The sequence below is a fragment of the Dyadobacter soli genome (assembly GCF_900101885.1).
GTDB lineage: Bacteria > Bacteroidota > Bacteroidia > Cytophagales > Spirosomataceae > Dyadobacter > Dyadobacter soli.
The window spans coordinates 1-14,231 of record NZ_FNAN01000021.1 but is presented as its reverse complement, the minus strand read 5'-3'; the positions used below and the strand labels follow the sequence as shown (position 1 = coordinate 14,231).

The 14,231-nt window shown below is 52.1% G+C and carries 15 protein-coding genes; 7 read left to right on the top strand and 8 right to left on the bottom strand.

The window, feature by feature from the left end; genetic code table 11:
- Positions 1 to 7 precede the first annotated feature (7 nt).
- Positions 8 to 1,165 carry an efflux RND transporter periplasmic adaptor subunit gene (locus BLQ88_RS29065; protein WP_229212914.1) on the top strand — a complete coding sequence of 386 codons (1,158 nt, stop codon included), beginning with the start codon at positions 8 to 10 and terminating at the stop codon, positions 1,163 to 1,165.
- A gap of 22 nt (positions 1,166 to 1,187) precedes the next feature.
- Here the strand turns inward: BLQ88_RS29065 and BLQ88_RS29060 are convergent, their stop codons facing one another.
- From BLQ88_RS29060 to BLQ88_RS29040, 5 genes are all read right to left on the bottom strand, one after another.
- Positions 1,188 to 1,793, bottom strand: coding sequence for a TetR family transcriptional regulator C-terminal domain-containing protein (locus BLQ88_RS29060; protein WP_090156532.1), 606 nt, complete (start codon positions 1,791 to 1,793; stop codon positions 1,188 to 1,190).
- A 69-nt stretch (positions 1,794 to 1,862) separates the two neighbouring features.
- Entirely contained in the window at positions 1,863 to 3,107 is a 1,245-nt protein-coding gene (gene fahA / locus BLQ88_RS29055) for a fumarylacetoacetase (RefSeq protein WP_090156531.1), read from the bottom strand.
- 14 nt (positions 3,108 to 3,121) lie between these two features.
- The gene (gene phhA, locus BLQ88_RS29050; protein WP_262485720.1) at positions 3,122 to 3,898 is read right to left on the bottom strand and encodes a phenylalanine 4-monooxygenase; all 777 of its coding nucleotides are present in this window, start codon (positions 3,896 to 3,898) and stop codon (positions 3,122 to 3,124) included.
- The gene (gene hppD, locus BLQ88_RS29045) at positions 3,870 to 4,997 is read right to left on the bottom strand and encodes a 4-hydroxyphenylpyruvate dioxygenase (protein WP_090156529.1); all 1,128 of its coding nucleotides are present in this window, start codon (positions 4,995 to 4,997) and stop codon (positions 3,870 to 3,872) included. Before hppD ends, phhA begins: the two co-directional genes overlap by 29 nt.
- Positions 4,998 to 5,265: 268 nt before the next feature.
- Positions 5,266 to 6,426 (bottom strand): homogentisate 1,2-dioxygenase, encoded by a 1,161-nt coding sequence (locus BLQ88_RS29040; RefSeq protein WP_090156528.1) that lies wholly within the window; start codon positions 6,424 to 6,426, stop codon positions 5,266 to 5,268.
- 296 nt (positions 6,427 to 6,722) lie between these two features.
- On the opposite strand from BLQ88_RS29040, the gene BLQ88_RS29035 reads away from it, so the two are divergent.
- A complete protein-coding gene (locus tag BLQ88_RS29035; RefSeq protein ID WP_090156527.1) occupies positions 6,723 to 9,134 on the top strand; it encodes a glycoside hydrolase family 9 protein in 2,412 nt (803 codons plus the stop codon).
- A 52-nt stretch (positions 9,135 to 9,186) separates the two neighbouring features.
- Here the strand turns inward: BLQ88_RS29035 and BLQ88_RS29030 are convergent, their stop codons facing one another.
- From BLQ88_RS29030 to BLQ88_RS37265, 3 genes are read right to left on the bottom strand one after another with little or no spacing between them, the layout of a single operon-like run.
- Entirely contained in the window at positions 9,187 to 9,699 is a 513-nt protein-coding gene (locus BLQ88_RS29030) for a heme-binding domain-containing protein (protein WP_090156526.1), read from the bottom strand.
- A gap of 58 nt (positions 9,700 to 9,757) precedes the next feature.
- Positions 9,758 to 9,871 carry an AraC family transcriptional regulator gene (locus BLQ88_RS37270; RefSeq protein WP_229212924.1) on the bottom strand — a complete coding sequence of 38 codons (114 nt, stop codon included), beginning with the start codon at positions 9,869 to 9,871 and terminating at the stop codon, positions 9,758 to 9,760.
- Position 9,872: 1 nt separating this feature from the next.
- Positions 9,873 to 10,172 (bottom strand): AraC family ligand binding domain-containing protein, encoded by a 300-nt coding sequence (locus BLQ88_RS37265; protein ID WP_229212913.1) that lies wholly within the window; start codon positions 10,170 to 10,172, stop codon positions 9,873 to 9,875.
- A 5-nt stretch (positions 10,173 to 10,177) separates the two neighbouring features.
- On the opposite strand from BLQ88_RS37265, the gene BLQ88_RS36530 reads away from it, so the two are divergent.
- The 5 genes from BLQ88_RS36530 to BLQ88_RS29005 form a co-directional block, all read left to right on the top strand.
- A complete protein-coding gene (locus BLQ88_RS36530; RefSeq protein ID WP_262485722.1) occupies positions 10,178 to 10,357 on the top strand; it encodes an MFS transporter in 180 nt (59 codons plus the stop codon).
- 11 nt (positions 10,358 to 10,368) lie between these two features.
- Positions 10,369 to 11,181: a sugar phosphate isomerase/epimerase family protein gene (locus tag BLQ88_RS29020; protein WP_090156525.1), complete on the top strand. Its 813-nt coding sequence runs from the start codon at positions 10,369 to 10,371 to the stop codon at positions 11,179 to 11,181.
- A gap of 235 nt (positions 11,182 to 11,416) precedes the next feature.
- Positions 11,417 to 11,770, top strand: coding sequence for a response regulator (locus tag BLQ88_RS29015; RefSeq protein WP_090156524.1), 354 nt, complete (start codon positions 11,417 to 11,419; stop codon positions 11,768 to 11,770).
- 345 nt (positions 11,771 to 12,115) lie between these two features.
- The gene (locus BLQ88_RS29010; protein WP_090156523.1) at positions 12,116 to 13,759 is read left to right on the top strand and encodes a TldD/PmbA family protein; all 1,644 of its coding nucleotides are present in this window, start codon (positions 12,116 to 12,118) and stop codon (positions 13,757 to 13,759) included.
- A gap of 105 nt (positions 13,760 to 13,864) precedes the next feature.
- The coding region (locus BLQ88_RS29005) for a hypothetical protein (protein ID WP_090156522.1) at positions 13,865 to 14,231 on the top strand (367 nt) is incomplete at its 3' end.

Sequence of the window (14,231 nt, the reverse complement as noted above, 5' to 3'; positions counted from 1 at the left end):
AAGATCGATGAAAAATATAGTATTAGGACTGATGCTTTTCCTTGCAATGGCCGCCTGTAAATCAGGTAATGAGAAGGAAGTTGTCGAGGCTGAGGCACATCACGAGGAGGAAACCAATCACGTGGAACTGACGGAAGCACAATACCGGACCGCGGGGATCGAAACTGGCGGCTTTTCCGTGCGCAAACTGAGCGGAACGGTCGCGGCGAATGGCGTGATCGACATTCCGCCGCAGAATCTGGTGAGCATTTCGGCTCCGCTGGGCGGTTTCGTGCGGAAATCCGAGCTTTTGCAGGGCATGAAAGTGCAGAAAGGCGAGGTGCTCGCAGTGATCGAAAACCCCGATTTTATCCCTATTCAACAAGATTACCTCGAAACCCGGAGCAAGCTCGAATACGCCGAGCAGGAATACCAGCGCCAGACCGATCTCAGCAAGGAGAATGTGAATGCACAAAAAGCGTTACAACAATCGACTTCGGAGTTGAAAATGCTGCGCGCACGCCTCGCGGGTTTGAAAGAGCGCGTTCGCACGGCGGGCGTGGATCTGGCTGGTTTGGAAAAGGGTACGATCACGAGCGTCGCGTCCATTCGCTCGCCTATTTCCGGGTCGGTAACGGTCGTGAATGTGAATTTAGGCAAATATGTGAACCCTACCGATGTCATGTTCGAGATCGTGGATACGGATCATTTGCATGTGGAACTGTCTGTTTTTGAGCAGGATATTCCCAAAGTGAAGCTCGGGCAGCTGGTGCGGTTCCGGGTGAGCAACAACCCGGCGCAGGAAGATCTGGCGAAAGTTTACCTGATCAACCAGAAAATCAACGACGACCGTACGGTACGTGTGCATTGCCATTTGGAAAATGAAGATCACAGCTTACTGCCGCAGAATTTCGTAAAAGCCATTATCGAAACCGGCGCCAACCCGGTAAATGCATTGCCCGACGAGGCCATTGTCGATTTTGAAGGGAAATCGTATGTTTTTGTAAAAAACGCCGAAGGCGAAAGGAGCTTTGAAATGCTGGAAATTGGCAAAGGCATTTCGGAAAATGGTTTCACGGAAGTGAAAATGCCTGCGGACAGCACCGGAAGTCCTCAATTTGTTTTGAAGGGCGCCTATGCATTGCTATCCAAACTGAAAAACTCCGAAGAGGAAGAAGGGCATTGAGTCATACGGGGCATCGGGGCTGCTAATCGGCCCTGATGCCTTTCACCAGTTGCTGTACCGTCGCCAGCACGTGGTCCATATTGGCATAATCGTTGGTCACTTTCGAGAACATGACGCCGCCTTCGATCAATGCGATGATCGAAATCGCTATCTCTTCCGCATTCACCCCCTGGCGGAATTCACCGGCTTCGGTGCCTTTTTGAATGAGGTAGATCAGGTTCTTTTTCCAGCTGAAAAGCGCTTTGGCCGCACTCAGTTGGAGCGGGACATTGGTATCATCGGCCTCTACCGCTGTGTTCAGGATAGGGCAGCCGCCGCGGTTGCCTACACTCGCGATCACATCTTTGTAAACACGGCCGTAAACCATCATTTTTTCAAAATAAGTATCGGCTTTTTCCAGCTGTGCCTGCACGCTGCTGAATACGAGTGAGCGGTTGTACTCAAACACGGCCAGCGCTACTTCTTCCTTGTTGGCAAAATTTCCGTAAATGCTGCCTTTCGTGAGGCCTGTCGCTTCGGTAATGTCCGACATGGACGTGCCTGCATACCCTTTCCGGTTGAAAATCTCGGCGGTTTTCTCGATAATGAAATTCCTGGTACGCTCGGCTTTGGTTGTTCCTGTGTTCATAGAACAAATATACCGATTGGTATTTAATTTTACAAATGTTTGAAATGGATACTAATTTTTAATGAAAGGTCAGGGAAATGAATGCAGCGCCGGAAGAACCTGTCCGCGCAACCCGCCGAAACCGACCCGGATATCTCCTTTTTGGCCAAAACCTCGCATGATCACTTCATCGTGATCTTCTAAAAAACGCCTTTCGACACCGTTTTTCAGCATTACCGGTTGTGTTCCATTCAAGGTAGCTTCGAGCAGGCAGCCTTTTTGGTTAATCTCCCTGCCGCTGATCGTGCCGGTGGCGAGCAGGTCGCCCGGTTGCAGGTTGCAGCCCGTGACGGTGTGGTGCGCGATTTGCTGGGCAGCGGTCCAGTAGATGTTGCGCGAATGCGTTTTGCATACTAAAAATTCCTCACCGTTATTGGGCTTGATGCTCACGGAAAGCGAAAGATCGAAATTCTGGCGCGGGCTGTGCGCCAGGTAGGGGAGCGGTTCCGGCTCCTGCGGCGGCGCGGGCACGCGGAAATGCTGCAATGCTTCCCAGGTAACGATCCAGGGTGAAACGGACGAAGCGAAGTTTTTGCTCGTGAACGGCCCGAGCGGCTGGTATTCCCATCGCTGGATGTCGCGTGCCGACCAGTCGTTAAAAAGCAACAATCCGAAAATGTAATCCTCCGCTTCCGCAACAGCAACCGGCCGGCCAATGGCCGAATCCTTACCGATCACAAATGCAAGTTCGAGCTCGTAGTCGAGTGCATTTGTAGGTTTAAATGCAGGAACTCCGCCTGGCTGGCCGGTTTGTCCCCAGGGCCTCGGTACCGGCGTGCCTGAAACTACAATCGACGACGCGCGGCCGTGGTACGCTACGGGCAGGTGCTTCCAGTTGGGGAAAAGCGGGTTTTCCGGCCGGAACATTTGTCCTACACTGAATGCATGCTCCTCGCTCGAATAAAAATCCGTGTAGTTACCGACTTTGAGCGGCATATGCATCTGTACGCTTTTCAGCGGGACGAGCAGGTGGTCTGAAAACTGGTTCAAAGCCGATTCCCGGTCACACAAAGCCGCCTGGACGATTTTACGCACGTATTCTGAAAAGCCGCGACCGAGTGCGATCAGGTCATTCAGGACAGGTTTCCGGAATGCACTGCCGGCTTCGGGATAATGCGGGAACATATTTAATGCATAGGCGGCCGCGAGGTCGACGACCCACTCACCGATCGCCAGACCGGCACGGGCAGGACGTTCGTCGCTGAATATGCCGAAAGGCAGGTTATGGATCGAAAAATCGGAATCGGACGGGACCGGGAGCCAGGATTGTAGCATTGCATTGCTGTGTTTTACGCCTGCTGGGCCAGATAGGCTTCCAGCAGCGGTTCAATACCCGTTACCGATTCGTACAACTGATCGTAAGAATCGATCACAAAATAATGGTCCTGGTAACGGTCGATATGATAAGGTGTATCGAGCACGAGGGCAAGGTCGAAATCGATTTTGGGCACGTCGTCGCCCAGGCAGTAGCGGCTTTCGCCCGACGAGGAAATAATGCCGCCGCCGTAGATTTTCAGCGCACCTCTTTCACGGATCAACCCGAATTCGACCGTGTACCAATACAGCCGCGAAATGCGTTGCAGCACTTCCTCCTGATCGATGTGCTTCAATGCGACCTCGCTCAAATGTGCCATAAAATCGCAGAATGCCTGGTTACTCAGCAGCGGCACATGCCCGAACGTGTCATGGAACATGTCTGGTTCTTCGAGGTAATCGATCTGCTCCGGTTTGCGCAGCCAGCTCGTCGCCGGGAATTGCCGGTTGTACAAATGCGTGTAAAACTCCCGGTGCGGGATCAGTCCCGGTACTACGTACACTTCCCAACCCGTCAGGGCACGAAGCGCCGGATTGGTCTCGCGTTTGAAATGCGGGATGTGGCAGGCAACGAACTTTACCTTGTCGATACCATCGAGATATGCGCGGCTGGCAATGTGCGGAAGCTGTTGCATTTGCCGCTCGAAAAGCTGTTTCCACATCCGATGGTCAGCTTCGGTATATCGTTCATAATCCTGGTTCATGGTTGAAAAGGGTTTTGCATTAAAGTGTGCCCCGCAGCATTTGCTCACGCTCGATCGCTTCGAACAAAGCCTTGAAGTTGCCTTTGCCGAACGATTGGGCCCCTTTTCTTTGGATTATCTCAAAAAACAGGGTAGGGCGCGGCATAACCGGCTTGGTGAAAATCTGCAAAAGGTAACCTTCTTCGTCGCGGTCGACGAGGATGCCGAGTTCGCGGAGACTATCAATGTCCTCATCGATATGGCCCACGCGGCTAAGCAGTTCGTCGTAATAGGCATTAGGAACGCGCAGGAATTCCACGCCGCGGTCGCGCAATGCACGCACGGTATCGACGATGTGGTCGGTGGCGACGGCAATATGCTGCACGCCCGGGCCGCCGTAAAAATCGAGATACTCCTCCACCTGTGATTTCTTTTTACCCTCGGCCGGCTCATTGATCGGAAACTTGATCCGCCCGTTTCCATTGCTCATTACCTTGCTCATTAATGCCGAGTATTCTGTCGAAATATCCTTATCGTCAAAAGAAACCATCATTTTGAAACCCATCACTTCCTCATAGAACTTCACCCACCGGTTCATTTCGTTCCAGCCCACATTCCCGACCATATGATCGATGTACCGCAGCCCGACCGGTTCCGGCGAATGCTCCGGCTGCCAGGCGACAAAACCGGGAAGGAAAATGCCCGCGTAATGCCTCCTTTCGACGAAAGTATGCACGGTATCGCCGTAGGTACAAATGCCCGACCGCACGGTTTCTCCATGATCGTCCTTCTCGGTAACGGGTTCCAAAAACGGCCGCGCTCCCCGGCTGACGGTCTCGCGGTAGGCTGTTCTGGCATTATCGACCCACAATGCAATGGCCTTGACGCCGTCGCCGTGGCGGTCGATATGCGCACCTATGGCCGTGCCGCCGTGCAATGGAGAGGTGAAAACGAGCCGGATCTTGCCCTGTACCACCACGTAAGATTCGCGGTCGGTGAGGCCCGTTTCCAGCCCGGCCATCGCCAGCGGCTGAAAACCGAATGCATTCCGGAAATAATGCGCCGATTGCAACGCATTCCCGACGTAAAGTTCAACGTAATCCGTGCCGTTGATCGGCAGGAAGTCGGTCGTTGCCGTTGCTGGCGGAGGTGCTGTGAGTGTGGACATTTTTAATGAGTGAATGAGTGAATGTGTGAATGATTGACCGCGTCGCCGGAGCGGCAATTGATAGAATACCTGAATTGCGCAATTTGAATGCCGTTAGGCACATAACATTGGTAGCAACCCGGACACCTCGCATATTCGGCGAATGCCCCTGGGCATGTAACGACAATGCATGATTTCTGTGCTAGCAGGGCTTTGTTGTTACATCCCTGACGGGATTCATCATCCCGTTTCGAACCTGTTGCTACCAATATTACATCGCTACGCGATTTTACGTCTCTCCCCAACTGCCAAAATACCGCCCATCATCAATCGCCATCGCCGCCTCGGTCAGCATCAGCGGGCGGAAGGTATCGACCATGACGGCCAGTTCCTGGGTTTCTTTTTTGCCGATGCTTCGCTCGTATGCGCCCGGGTGCGGGCCGTGCGGGATGCCGCCAGGGTGGAGGGTAATGTGCCCCTGCGCGATGTCGTTGCGGCTCATAAAATCGCCGTCGACGTAGTACAGCACCTCGTCGGAGTCGATGTTGCTGTGGTTGTAGGGCGCGGGAATGGCCAGCGGGTGGTAGTCGTAGAGCCTCGGGCAGAACGAGCACACCACGAATGCGTCGGTCTGGAATGTCTGGTGCACGGGCGGCGGCTGGTGGATTCGGCCGGTAATCGGTTCGAAATTGTGGATCGAAAACGCCCACGGGTAATTGTAGCCGTCCCAACCGATGACGTCGAACGGGTGTGTTTCGTAGGTTACCGGGTGGATGTGGCTTTGTTTTTTGATCTTAACGATGAAATCACCGTGCTCGTCGCGGGTTTCGAGGTTACGCGGGAGAATGTAGTCACGTTCGCAATAGGGCGAATGCTCCGTAAGCTGCCCGAAATGGTTGCGGTACCGCTTCGGCGTATAAATGGGCGAATGCGATTCGAGGTAGAGCAGCCGGTTATCGGCGCCGTCGAACTCGATCTGGTAAATAGTGCCCCTGGGAATCAATACATAATCACCATACGTAAACGGCACCTGCCCGAAAGGTGTGCGCAGCCTGCCCGAGCCGCGGTGGATGAAAAGCAGCTCGTCGGCATCAGCATTCTTGTAAAAATAAGACATCGGTCCACCAGAAGGAGCGGCCAGGCCGAGAATGAGGTCGCGGTTGACGAGCAAAGGCGTACGGCTTTCGAGGTAGTCCGTGGCGGGTTTCACATCGAACCCGATCAGCTTCCGCATGGTCATATTGTTCGTGACCGCGATGCGCGGCGATACGTCGTAAGGCTCACCGAGCGACTTCACCTGCGTAGGCCGCCAGGTATGATAGAGAAGGGAAGACATGCCTTCGAAACCGATCGTTCCGAAGAGTTCTTCATAATAAAGCCCGCCATCGGTTTTGCGGAACTGCGTGTGCCGCTTGGGCGGGATGGTCCCTAGTTGTTGATAGATCGGCATGTCCTTCGCGATTGTAAGTTAGCCAATAGTTGTCTATGCAATTATAATAAAAGCAATTCAATATTTAAATATTTTTTTGGATTATTTTTAAATAAAAAAAAGAAGGCCGATTAATAAATTCTACGAGCAGATCCTATTTGTTCTCTGGTATTTTAAGAATAAATTTGAAAGCATTTTCAGTTGCTATCTTTACCAATTAGCTGAAAACGACTCCATCCTGATCTGAAAAGCCATCTGGCCAACTCTGTTGTTCATTTCTGAAACAACATTTTCATTCAAATTAAAACCATTGAGCCATGAGGAAACATTACCTCTATTTGTCCTGTAAATGCATGATTGCGCTTACGTTGGGCTTTTTACTGTCTTTGCGGGGAGTTGCGCAGGTCAGCCAGTTCATTCACGTCGATCAGTTCGGTTATGCGCCTACTGCCGAAAAGGTGGCGGTGCTCAGTAACCCGATCGTGGGCTACAATGCCGCATTGAGTTACACGCCTCCTTCGACCATGGAAGTGCGGAATAGCGTGACGAATGCGGTGGCGTTCACTGGTCCGGTAACCGTTTGGAATAACGGGAATACCCACGCGAACTCCGGCGACCAGGGCTGGTGGTTCGATTTTTCGGCGCTGACGGCCTCGGGAAGCTTTTATGTGTTTGATCCGGCTGGTAACCAGCGGTCGGCGGTTTTCGAGATCGTGGCCAATCCGTACGGCAATGTGATGCTGGCGGCGGTGAAAATGTTTTATTATAACCGCTGCAACATGACGAAAGCCGCTCCGTACGCGCAAAGCAAATGGACGGACGGTAACAATTTCATGAACCCATTGCAGGACCAGCAATGTCGGTATGTGTATGACCAGACCAATGCAACGCTGGAAAAAAACCTCACCGGCGGCTGGTTCGATGCCGGTGATTATAACAAATATGTATCCTTCACGCACAGCCCGCTGCACGATCTGTTGTACGCCTACGAGGAAAATCCGGCTGTTTTTACCGATAATTTCAATATTCCCGAAAGCAAAAACGGCATTCCCGATCTGCTCGACGAGGTCAAATGGGAGCTCGACTGGCTTTTCAAAATGACCAATGCCGACGGTTCCACGCATAACAAAATGGGGAGCCGGAATTACAGCGAGAACATTTCTTCGCCCCCGAGTGTGAATGTGGACGGCCGCTATTATGGCCCTACCTGCACTTCGGCATCGGCTACCATCGCCTCGGTGTTCTCGCATGCGGCGCTCGTGTACGCGGGCATGCCCTCGCTCGCTGCGTACGCGGGGACGCTGGAAGCCAAAGCAGTGAGCTGTTTCAATTATGTGTTGCCGTTTTTTAATGCAAATACACTCCAAACCAACTGCGACGACGGCAGCATTGTGTCGGGAGATGCGGATGTGGCAGTAGGGCCGCAGCGCAGTATGATGGTGATTGCGGCGATTTACCTTTTTGAACGGACTGGCAATGCGGTTTACAACCAATTTTTGGTCGACAATTATGCAGGTACCGATGTGATGAGCTCAGGTTACTGGGGCGTGGATGCTACCGAATTGCAGGATGCATTGCTGCGCTATGCCAAACTGCCGGGCGCCAATCCGACCGTCGCCACAGCGATACTTAATTCGGCCGGAACGGCTGTGAATGGCAACTGGAATGGTTTCTTCGGTTGGACGACCGCCGATCTCTACCGCGCATTCATGCCCGACTGGTCGTACCACTGGGGCAGTAACATGCCCAAGGCCGACTACGCGAATGTAAACCGCACGATGCTCAAAGCGGGGCTGGGCAATGCGGCGAGCCTCACGCGCAAGGCCGCGGAACAAATCCATTATTTCCATGGGATTAACCCGCAGGGAATGGTGTATTTGTCGAATATGTATGCGGTGGGTGGGGATCGTTGCGCCAACGAGATTTACCACACCTGGTTCAACGACGGTACTATTTACGACAATGCCCTGACGTCGCCGAACGGTCCGGCGCCGGGTTATGTGGTGGGTGGTCCCAACGCCGATTATACGATCGGTAGTCAGTCGCCGCCGTTCGGTCAGCCGCGCCAGAAAAGTTACCTCGATTTCAACACCGGCTGGCCCACCAACAGCTGGGAAATCACCGAGCCGGCGATCTATTACCAGGCCGCGTACATTCGCCTGCTCGCGCATTCAACATTACCGATTGAAGACCCATTGCCCGTAGAACTGGCCGAATTTTATCTCAAAGAGCTGGACAATGGCCAGGCTCAGCTGTACTGGAAAACCGTTTCGGAAACCGATAATGAGCGTTTCGAAGTCGAGCGCTCGACCGATGGCGTCGATTTCAGTATGATAGGGGAATTGAAGGGGCACAACACCACCGCCGTAGCCCGGCATTATACATTCACCGACACCGAGCTGCCGAACATTACCGCTTATTACCGTCTGAAACAGGTGGATACCGATGGGCAGTTCGAGTATTCCAAAATCATCGCGTTATATCGCAACGGCGACGTCGCATTCCGCATCGGCCCCAATCCGCTGAGCGATTATGTAGATCTCCAAATGCCTCCGCACACCGGAACCGCGACTGTAACACTCATTAATATGGCGGGGGTGGAAGTAATGCGCCGCGAAATGGATGGAAGTGGCCGGTTGCTCATTTCAAATGTGGCCAGAGGAATGTATCTAATGCGTGTGGAGAAAGGAAGCGAAAAGCTTTTTATGCAACGCATCTTTAAAAACTGAGCGATAACGGGCAGCCACAAACGAATGCACGGCTGCCCGTTACTTGCATGAACTACTGTTGTGCGGGAGCCGGATTCCTTTTAGGCATAACAAGGCTGTCGGCCGGATATTTTGCTTTGAGCGTGTCCATTTGCGCTTTGGCCCATTGGATCAGGCGCTCGCGCTGGGCGGTAGTGAGCTTGGCATCCCCGTGCATACCCAAGGCGGTATACGATTCGAGCGGCATGGCACCGTCCTCCACCATTTCCACGGTTTCTTCCAGCTTGTGGTTTTGCCGGGCAATGGACAGGCCAGTGAATGTCGAGAAGTTGAGGTGGCGCTTGCCGTCCTCAATATGGTTGTTCATCCACCATGCCACAGGCTGGATATTATAGTACCATGGATAAACGGTTTTATTACTATGGCAATCGTTACACGCCACTTCCAGGATGTTCTTCACGTCGGCCGGGACGTCATATTTCGTCGCGATGTTCATCGACTGGTCGTCGGAAAGGTTCTTTTCCGGGCGGATAAACTGGATGATGATGAATGCGGCCAGAAGGGCGAGCAGGATTTTTCTGAACATGTCCGATGGTGATTAGATTAGGTCTTAATATGCTTAATAATCCGGGCGGCGGCAATTTTTACTGCCGTTCTACGCCCTTATTTTTTCGGTAGTGCGCCGGCGACAGGCCCATTTGCTGTTTGAAAAGTCTCGAAAAATAAAACGGATCGTCGATCCCGATTGCGGACGCCACTTCATTGATCCGCAAGGTGCATCCAGTAAATGCTCCATGGATTTTTCTGATCTGCACCGTAAGAATGGGGCATCTCAGTAGGCAGGATGAAGATTTCGCCCGGATGCACCTGCATGATGTTGTCGCCCAGCTCGATCCAGCCCTGGCCATCGGTGCAATACAGCAGGATTGCCTGCGAAATGCCGCTAGGGCGCTGGTAATAATGGTGCAATGCTTTCGGATAGTACCCCATTCTCGAAATGAATAATTGGCCGATCAGCGGCAATTCGCGGTAATGCCATGGCGGTGGCGACTCTTGCATGATGGATCGCCAATTTCTTCACAACAGCCCTGTTTCCGGTTATGAACCAGTATTTCGGCATGCCGGTCACCTTTTTGATCCACGGGGTGATATGCCTGGTTTACTTCTTTTTTGTGAAAACCAGCGTTCCCGAAACCAAAGGCAAGTCTTTGGAGGAAATTGAAAAACTATTGCAAAAGGGCTGATTACTTATCAAATGAACATCCAATTCTATGCGCCGGAATGGGGGAATGTCCTTCCGTTCAATACTTTCTGTAAAAATGTAAAAGCAGCCGGCTACGACGGTGTCGAAATGGCGCTGCCTTTTGATTTAACTGAAAAACAAACGATACTGGATACGCTGGCCGCTCATGATCTCCGGCTGATCGGCCAATACTGGCAGTCGTTTGAGAAAAACATCGACGAGCATGCTGCCAACTATGAAAAATACCTCCGTAACCTGATGGCCGCGAAGCCGGTGCTGATCAACTGTCAGACGGGCAAGGATTATTTCAATGCCGCCCAAAATCAAAGGCTTTTTGCGCTTGCGGCGAAGCTTTCCGCCGAATCTGGCATTCCTATCATTCACGAAACGCACCGGGGCAAGAGCCTTTTCGCAGCCCATATCGCCATGGGTTACCTGCAATCCGATCCGGGCCTCCGCATTGCCCTCGACATTTCGCATTGGTGCGCCGTCCATGAATCGCTCCTGGCCGATCTTCCCGACGAGGTAGCCCTCGCCATTTCCCGTACCGATCACATTCACAGCCGCGTAGGCCATCCCGAAGGTCCGCAGGTGAACGACCCGCGCGCACCCGAGTGGGAGGAAGTTCTGAATGCACACCTCGGTTGGTGGGACCGTATCGCCGCCCTTCACGCGCAAAATGGCACTACACTCACCATTACCACCGAATTTGGCCCCGCCCCCTACATGCCGTCGATGCCCTACACCCAGATGCCCCTGGTAAGCCAGTGGGACGTAAATGTGCACATGATGAACCTGCTGAAAACGCGTTATGGTCAAAGTTGAATGATTGTTCTAATTATTTTTTAACGTTTCATTTAAAATCAGTTCTACCGCTAAATAAAATCTTTGCTGTTAAAATACTGACAGTGAGGTGTTTTCTGTTGCGCGGGGTCGAAATGTGGTAACTTTGGGAATTTGATGAGGCTTTCGGTTGTTTTACGCGCTCCGGGATTTTGTTCCGGGTAAGGAGTTAATTCATAAATTTGCTTTGTAGTAACCCCCGATCGATCTAATAACTATGAGCATCCTTTATGTTGACCATGAAATCAATAATCTGAATTCCTTCAAAGCGACTTTCCGGAGAGATGCCCAGATTTACCTGGCCAATTCTACCGAGGAAGGCTTGAAAATCCTCGACGAGCACGAAATCGACGTTATTTTCGCTGACCATCAGATGCCCGACATGACGGGGCTTGAATTTCTCAAACTGGCTTCCGATCAATATCCGTCCAGCATGCGTGTGCTGCTCACGGGTAATGCGTATACGGAAGAGTTTCGCCGGGCCGCCGGTAAGGGCTATTTTCACAGCTACGTTAACAAGCCATGGGACGAACAGCAGCTCCGGACGCTGATAATATCCCGATTGTACTAGGTACGATTACAGCAGTGCAACATTAAGTGTAGCCGCGAATCCGAATCACTCACATTCGCGAATAAAAACTTAGGCCATAGTCACACCCAGGCATGACCCCAACTTAGGCGTAGCTAAAAGTTGGGCGTAGCTAAAAGTTAGGCGTAGCTAAAAGTTGGGCGTAGTCTCCGACTACGTCCGAGCGCCCTGCGGTCTCCGACCGCACCAATCAACCGCGCCGGAAGCCCAAACCAGCTTCCGGCGCTCCCATTTACACCCCTCCCTCCCACAAAAAAATTGCCACACGAATATTTGTTGAGGTTATATTGATTACATTGGAGATTCAATATCCGACCATTTAACCAAATGAAAAGAAGACACTTCATGCAGATGTCGGGCCTTGGGCTGGGCGCTATGATGCTTCCCGAAATCCCCGTCATCGGAAGCCCTGTACCCGAAGCACACCTGCTCGAACCGTGGCTCGATGCCGCAGCCAAGAAAAAACTTGCCGAAACCGCATTGAATGCAGCCCGCGACAAGGGCGCATCTTACACCGACGTTCGTATCGGGCGCTATTTGCAGCAATACCTGTTCACCCGCGAAAAACAGGTTCAGAATATCGTCAATGCGGAATCTTACGGCATCGGTATCCGTGTGATCGCCAACGGTACCTGGGGCTTTTCGGCCACGAGCGACGTCACTCCCGACGGTATCGCCAAATGTGCCGCCACCGCCGTGGCCATCGCGAAAGCCAATTCAAAATTCCAGAAAGAACCGGTGGTACTCGCGGCGCAGAAAGGTGTGGGCGACAAAACATGGAAAACGCCGCTGACCAGGAATGCTTTTGAAATTCCCGTAAAGGAAAAGATAGATCTGCTGATGAAGGTCAACGGCGCCGCTATGGACAATGGTGCCAATTTTATGGCTTCCACACTGTTTTTTATCAACGAACAAAAATATTTTGCCTCTACCGATGGCTCGTTCATCGATCAGGACATACATCGGATCTGGCCGACGTTCACGGCAACCGTGACCGACAAGACTTCCGGCAAGTTCAAAACCCGCGACGCGATCAGCTCGCCGATGGGTATGGGCTACGAGTACCTCGACGGCCTCGAAAGTGAAAAAATCGCCGGTCCGAATGGGTTGGTGGGTTACCGCAATTCCTATGACATGGTGGAAGACGCGATTGCGGCCGCGAAACAGGCAAAGGAAAAAGTGACCGCCAAATCGGTGGAGCCGGGCAAATATGACCTGGTTTTAGATCCGAACCACCTCGGACTTACCATTCACGAGTCGGTAGGGCACCCGACCGAGCTCGACCGCGTGCTGGGCTACGAGGCCAATTACGCCGGTACCAGCTTCGCGACGCTGGATAAATGGAAAACGAAGAATTTCAACTACGGCAGCAAGCTCGTCAACATCGTGGCCGACAAAACGCAGCCGAACACACTGGGTGCGGTGGGTTACGACGACGAGGGCGTTCCCTGCAAGGAATGGGACATTATTAAGGATGGTATTCTGGTCAACTACCAGGCAATCCGCGACCAGGTGCAGATTTTGGGCGAAAAGGAGTCGCACGGCTGTTGCTACGCCGACGATTGGAGCTCCGTTCAGTTCCAGCGCATGCCGAATATCAGCCTGAAACCGGGTACTGAAAAACGCAGCGTGCTGGATATGATCAAGGGTGTCGAAAAAGGCATTTACATCGTAGGCAGAGGTTCCTATTCGATTGATCAGCAGCGTTACAACTTCCAGTTTGGCGGCCAGGTTTTCTACGAGATCAAAAACGGCGAAATCACGGGAATGCTCGAAGACGTGGCGTACCAGTCGAACACCCAGGAATTCTGGAACTCATGTGTGCAGCTTTGCGACAAGGACGATTACCGCACATTCGGATCGTTTTTCGACGGCAAAGGCCAGCCCGCCCAAATCAGCGCCGTCTCCCACGGAAGCTCAACGACGCAGTTTAATGGGGTTAATGTAATTAATACGGGGAGGAAGATTTAGGAAGAGGGAGGAATGGGAGGATGGAGGAAGGGGATAAAGGAGGAAGGAGGAAAGGGAGGAAGGTGTGTCCCGTCCTGAAATAGGTTGACTCAACCATTAGGAAAAATGAACGAACGTCGGCCGGTAATTAAGTCCAGTCTTAGTTTCAAACAAGAAGTAGTCCGTGAGATAGAGGAAGAAGGTTTAAGCCACCTGGAAGCATCCCGACGTTATGGGATCAAGGGAAGTATGACAATCAAGAAATGGATTATTAAATTTGGTAAAGATCATTTAGTCAACAAAGTAATCCGGATCGAGATGAAAGGTGAAGTTAACCAACAAAAGCGTTTGGAGGCCGAATTGCGGCGTTTGAAAGAGGCTTATGCGGACCTAAGTTTGAAGCACCAATGTGCCGAGAAAGTGATTGAACTGGCCAATGAGGAGCTAAAAATGGATTTAAAAAAAAGCTTTGGCACCGATGCGTCCAGCAACT